General features: G+C 66.5%; 5 protein-coding genes, 1 tRNA gene and 1 pseudogene. 1 reads left to right on the forward strand and 6 read right to left on the reverse strand.

The genetic code is table 11. The features are described from left to right. Positions 1-480 (forward strand): putative PEP-binding protein (locus B2527_RS04555; RefSeq protein WP_343124738.1); only part of this gene is annotated, 480 nt, incomplete at its 5' end. A gap of 151 nt (positions 481-631) precedes the next feature. Here B2527_RS04555 and B2527_RS04560 read toward each other — a convergent pair. The 6 genes and pseudogenes from B2527_RS04560 to B2527_RS04585 all read right to left on the reverse strand — a co-directional run. After that, complete coding sequence (locus B2527_RS04560) at positions 632-1,483, reverse strand: EcsC family protein (RefSeq protein ID WP_293706351.1); 852 nt, start codon at positions 1,481-1,483, stop codon at positions 632-634. Positions 1,484-1,487: 4 nt separating this feature from the next. Then, positions 1,488-2,063 carry an oligoribonuclease gene (gene orn, locus B2527_RS04565; RefSeq protein WP_132864136.1) on the reverse strand — a complete coding sequence of 192 codons (576 nt, stop codon included), beginning with the start codon at positions 2,061-2,063 and terminating at the stop codon, positions 1,488-1,490. 87 nt (positions 2,064-2,150) lie between these two features. Beyond that, on the reverse strand, positions 2,151-2,654 hold the full coding sequence (tadA, locus tag B2527_RS04570) for a tRNA adenosine(34) deaminase TadA (RefSeq protein ID WP_414716993.1): 504 nt from the start codon (positions 2,652-2,654) through the stop codon (positions 2,151-2,153). Between the two features lie 113 nt (positions 2,655-2,767). Beyond that, a complete protein-coding gene (locus tag B2527_RS04575) occupies positions 2,768-4,342 on the reverse strand; it encodes a sensor domain-containing diguanylate cyclase (RefSeq protein ID WP_293706353.1) in 1,575 nt (524 codons plus the stop codon). 524 nt (positions 4,343-4,866) lie between these two features. Next, a tRNA-Ser gene (locus B2527_RS04580) sits at positions 4,867-4,956 on the reverse strand. Between the two features lie 69 nt (positions 4,957-5,025). Further along, positions 5,026-5,240: pseudogene (locus tag B2527_RS04585) on the reverse strand (LysR family transcriptional regulator); the annotation flags it as partial.

Below are 5,240 nucleotides of genomic sequence, written 5' to 3' on the forward strand. Positions count from 1 at the left end.
ATGGGCCTGGAGAACCTGTGGGTGATGATCCCGTTCGTGCGCACCCTGGAAGAAGGCCGCAAGGTGGTGGACGTACTCGCCGCAAATGGTCTGAAGCAGGGCGAGAACGGCCTGAAGATCATCATGATGTGCGAAGTGCCGTCCAACGCGCTGCTGGCCGATGAGTTCCTGGAGATCTTCGACGGTTTCTCGATCGGCTCCAACGACCTGACCCAGCTCACCTTGGGCCTGGACCGCGATTCCTCGATCGTCGCGCACCTGTTCGACGAACGTAACCCGGCGGTCAAGAAGCTGCTGTCGATGGCCATCAAGACCGCGCGCGCCAAGGGCAAGTACGTCGGCATCTGCGGCCAGGGCCCGTCCGACCACCCGGACCTAGCCGAATGGCTGATGCAGGAAGGCATCGAGTCGGTGTCGCTGAACCCGGACACCGTGGTCGACACCTGGCTGCGCCTGGCCAAGCTCAAGGCCAACAGCTGATCCAGCGGTTGGTTGCATGAACAAAACCCCGCCAAGGCGGGGTTTTGTTTTGGACGGGCGAAGAGATGCGAAGCCCCTTCCCCACCTCCCTTCGCCCTGCAGGAAAGAGGGCACGCAGGCCAGGACACATTCCCGGCCCTGCCGGCACGGCTCACCCCTGCATGTGCCCCGCCAGCGACTGGTATGCCAGGCGCACCGGCTCGAAGCCGTAGGTCTTCTCCAGCCGCCTGACGATGAAATGGCCGCGTGCCATGCCCTGGTAGTAACTCACGAACATGGTGTTCAAGGTGGCGCCGGCCACCGCGCCGATCACCGGCACGGCCTGTGCGGCGAACTTCTCCGAAACCACCACGCCAAACCGTGCGGCGACCTTCTCCACGATCTTGGCCAGCCACTTGCCGGCTTCCTTGGGCCCGATCCCCAACCCCAGGCCGTGACCCTTGACCGCGCTACCGGCCAGCTCCGCCGAGAAATGCCGCATCAGCTCCGTGGTGAAGCCGCGGGTCATGTAGTAGCCGGTCTCGCTGGCATCGTCCTTGCCACTGTTGCCGCCCAGCGCGAATACCTCCAGGCATGCCTGGCGCGTGGCGAAATCGTTCAGGTCGAAGCCTTCGCTGCGGGCGATGTCGGCGACCGCGCGCATGATGATGGTCGTCGACAACGGCAGCTCGATGGCCAGCGTCATCAGGCCACCCGCCCCACCGACGGCACCGGACGCGGCCGCCGCCAGCTTGTGCAGTCGTGGCGAGGCACGCTTGCCTGGCTGCGTGCGGTCCATGGTCAGCAGCGCGGCCTGCGCGGCCTTGTACAAGGCCGCCTCGGTGACGCTCTGGATGCGCGAGGACACTGCATTGGGCAGTTTGCGCACCGCGAACTCCAGCGGCGCGCCGACCACGTTGGCCATCCGCGCGGTCAGGGTCGGCGCCTCCAGCAGGGCTACCGCGCGTTGCAGGTCGGCCATGTCCTGCGGATGGTCCTGCACGCGCAGCGCCAGCTCGTTCATGGCCTCAGTCCGCGGTCGGCAGGCCGGCCAAGGCCCCCATGAACTGGCGGTAGTGACGCAGTTCAGCGATGGAGTCGTGCACGTCGCTCAGTGCGGTATGGCTGGAGGTCTTGGTCACGCCGCCGGCCACGGTCGGCGCCCAGCGCTTGGCCAGCTCCTTGAGGGTGGACACGTCCAGGTTGCGGTAGTGGAAGTAGCGCTCCAGGCGCGGCATCTGGCGATGCAGGAAGCGACGGTCCTGGCAGATCGAATTGCCGCACATCGGCGATGCACCGGCCTTGATCCACTCCTGCAGGAACACGATGGTCTGTGCCTCGGCCTGGCCGAGCGAGGTGGTGCTGTCCAGCACCCGCTGCCACAGGCCCGAGCGCTGGTGCTGGTTGCGGTTCCACTCGTCCATGGCCTCCAGCGTGGCCAGCGGATGCGAGATGGCGAACTCCGGCCCTTCGGCCAGCACGTTGAGCTGTGCGTCGGTGACCACCGTGGCGATCTCGATGATCGAATCGTTGTCCGTGTCGAGCCCGGTCATCTCCAGGTCGATCCAGATCAACCGGTCATTGCCTGCACTGTTGTCCGCCATGTCATGCCTCTTGCTGGGGGCCGGCGACGGGTGCGCTGGCCGGAATACGAAGCGCACATGATACGCCGGCACCACCGGCCGGCCGCGTCAAAGCTCGCCGGGCCCCAGCAATGGCCGGCCGCGCTTGGCCCGGAAGTAATTGGTCAGCCGCAGGCTGGCATCGGCTGCCAGCACCCCGCCGTGCACCTGCACGCGGTGGTTGTGGCGCGGGTCACCCACCAGGTCGAACACGCTGCCGCAGGCGCCGGTCTTGGGGTCGGCGGCGGCGAACACCAGCCGCGCGATCCGCGCGTGCACCAGCGCCATCGCACACATCGCGCAGGGCTCCAGCGTCACGTACAGGGTGCTGCCGATCAACCGGTGGTTGCCCAGCCGCTTGCCCGCCGCGCGCATCGCCACGATCTCGGCATGCGCGCTCGGGTCATGGCTGGCGATATTGAGGTTCCATCCCTCGCCCACCAGTTCGCCGTCCGCACCGACCAGCACCGCCCCCACCGGGATCTCGTCGAACTCCCGTTGTGCACGATCGGCCAGGGCCAATGCGTGGCGCATCCAGTGTTCGTCATCGCGGGAGGAATCGGTCGGGGACATCGTGGCAACGGTCAAGGCAAGGCATCAGCGCAGGGGATGGGTGCAGAGGATAAGGCGTCACCGCCTGCCGCGCGACGGGCAGCCATCCCGGGCCTGAACCCGCCCCGCCCTGCTCAGGCACCGCGCATGGGCGCGGCATCGCTGCCCGACGGGCGCACGGAAACCCGGTTCCTGCCACCGCGCTTGGAGGCGTACAGCATCTCGTCGGCGGTCTTCAGCACCGCCTCGATGTCGAAGCTGCTCTGCGGCCAGTTCGCCACGCCCAGGGAGACGGTGATGCTACCGACCCTGGGAATCTTCATTTCCTCCACCGCCCGGCGCAGGCGCTCGGCCACCTGCGTGGCGGTTGCCAGCGTGGTGGACGGCAGCAGGATCAGGAACTCCTCGCCCCCCACGCGCAGCGGCACGTCGTAGGCACGGCAGGCTTCACGCATGCGTTGCGCCAGGCAGCGCAGGGCCTCGTCGCCGGCGTCATGGCCGTAGGTGTCGTTGACGGCCTTGAAGTGATCGATGTCCAGGGAAATCACCGAGAAGGTGTTCGCCTGGCTCTCGAAGGTCCTCAGCGCATCGTCCATGCGCCGGCGATTGCCCAGCTGGGTCAGCGGATCGGTCGCGGTGTCCTCGCGCAGCTTGGAGAAGCTCTTCTGGATGGCATCGATGCCCATCAGCATCGCCTTCTTCAGCTCCCGCGATTCGAAGTACCAGGACTTCACCGAACGGATGTCCCCGGCCGAGGCCGGGTCGTCCATCTTGCGGGCACCATCGGCGAGCAGGCGCAACGGCCGCGAGATCAGGCGCGCGCTCCAGAGCAGGAATGCCAGGGTGAGCAGCATCGCCGGCAATGCCTTGTACAGCGTCGACAGCATCAGCTCGGTGAGCGGCGCCAGGGTCGCCGCCTGCGGACGCTGGGCGACGATGCCCCAACCGGTCGACGCCACCGGCGCATAGCCGGCCAGCATGCTCACGCCATGCGAGTTGACGGCAGCGCCCTTGCCGGACTCGCCGGCGGCGACGCGGTCGACCACCGCGTTGTTCTCCACGAAATCACCGATCCGCTGGGGATCCGGGTGATAGATGATGCGTTTCTGCCGGTCGACCACGAACAGGTACGAACCATCGACGTAGAAGTGCTGGCCCAGCAGCCGGTCCAGGATGTTTTCCTTCTGCAGGTAGATGGCGCCGCCCACCGCGCCCAGGTACTGCCCGGCCGGGGACACGATCGGATGATTGATGAAGACGATGAAGTTGCCGGTCGCCGACTGGTACGGTGCGCTGATCAGCGGCCGCTTCTCGCGCAGCGCCGCCTTCACCGCTTCGCTGTTCAACACCCTGCCCTGCAGCCCGAGCGCCTCAGGCGACGTGGCCAGCACCTTGCCGGTGGCATCGAAGATCGTGATCGAGTTGAAGCTCTTGCTCATCATCCGCAGCCGCGTGGCCTCGCCGCCCAGGCGGCCCACGTCGTCCATCTGCGTTGCCAGCAGCTGAGCGGTGTATGCCAGCTGCAACTGCGAGGCCTGGAGGAAATCCTCCGTGCTCTTGGCCAGCTTGCTCGCATACGCGTAGTTGCTGTCCAGCGTCGCGTCCATCAGCTGCTGGCGCTGGACCGTATAGCTTGCATAGAACGTATTGGCGAACGGCACCAGTGCTCCGAGGAAGGTGAGCACCAGGATGAGCTTTCGTAAATCCATGAGATCCAACGCGAACGTGTGACGGGTGTTGCCGCGGCTTTCGCTCGAATCCCCGGGTGCGCAGCCCCCCGCCCGGAACGGCGCATTCTACCGATCCACTTCCCTGCGGGCGATGTCAGCCCCGCCATCGGCCTGCCGCCTTTCCAGGCGGGTCTGGGCGGCACGCGGGAGGCACCGGCACCCAAGAGCCGGTTCACGACGAGCCTTGCGGGCGTCTCGCGCCATGTTTTGGGCCACGGCGGCCGGCGCACTGGAGTTTGGGCTCGCAGCGCAGAGGCCCTCCCGGTGAAAAGAGGGCTGGCGGCACATGGCCGCCACCGGCAATAGTACATGCGGCATCACCACGCACGTCACATGAATAGACATTTGCTGACGCGCAGCTGCAAGACGCAGGACAGACCAGGACAATCGCCAGACAAAAATCCCGCGCCGCACGGGTGCCACCCAGGCCAGCGATGGCGCCCGGCGGCAGCGAATACGACGGACAGCAAAAAGCCGCTGCAGGCAGCGGCTCTCGGGAAGCTTGGCGGACAGAGTGGGATTCGAACCCACGGAAGGTTTGACCCTTCGCCGGTTTTCAAGACCGGTGCCTTAAACCGCTCGGCCATCTGTCCATTGATCAGGTCCCGCGCTCCGGCATGCGGATCGGGGCGCGCATTCTCGCATGCCCGCCCGTTTTTTGCTCAACCGGCCTCGATCGCCAGCGCGCCTGCGGTGGAAGCACGGATCTTTTCCTTGGCGCGTTCGCAGGCACCACCGCAATCCAGCCGCGAGGCTTCCAGCTGCGGCGGCAGGTGCTCGGCCAGGAAGTCGATGAACACGCGCACCGCCGGCAGCAGGCCGCGGCGGGAGGCGAACACGGCGTGGCAGATGCCCTGCGGCAGCGACCAGTCCGGCA

Origin of the sequence: Stenotrophomonas sp. UBA7606, assembly GCF_002477705.1 — a bacterium.
Taxonomy (GTDB): Bacteria; Pseudomonadota; Gammaproteobacteria; order Xanthomonadales; family Xanthomonadaceae; genus Stenotrophomonas.

What these genes read in the sequence shown, in the direction of transcription:
- B2527_RS04560 (WP_293706351.1), bottom strand. Translation starts at nt 1,483, where the DNA reads ATGAACGAGCTGGCGCTGCGCGTGCAGGACCATCCGCAGGACATGGCC.
- orn (WP_132864136.1), bottom strand. Translation starts at nt 2,063, where the DNA reads ATGGCGGACAACAGTGCAGGCAATGACCGGTTGATCTGGATCGACCTG.
- tadA (WP_414716993.1), bottom strand. Translation starts at nt 2,654, where the DNA reads ATGTCCCCGACCGATTCCTCCCGCGATGACGAACACTGGATGCGCCAC.
- B2527_RS04575 (WP_293706353.1), bottom strand. Translation starts at nt 4,342, where the DNA reads ATGGATTTACGAAAGCTCATCCTGGTGCTCACCTTCCTCGGAGCACTG.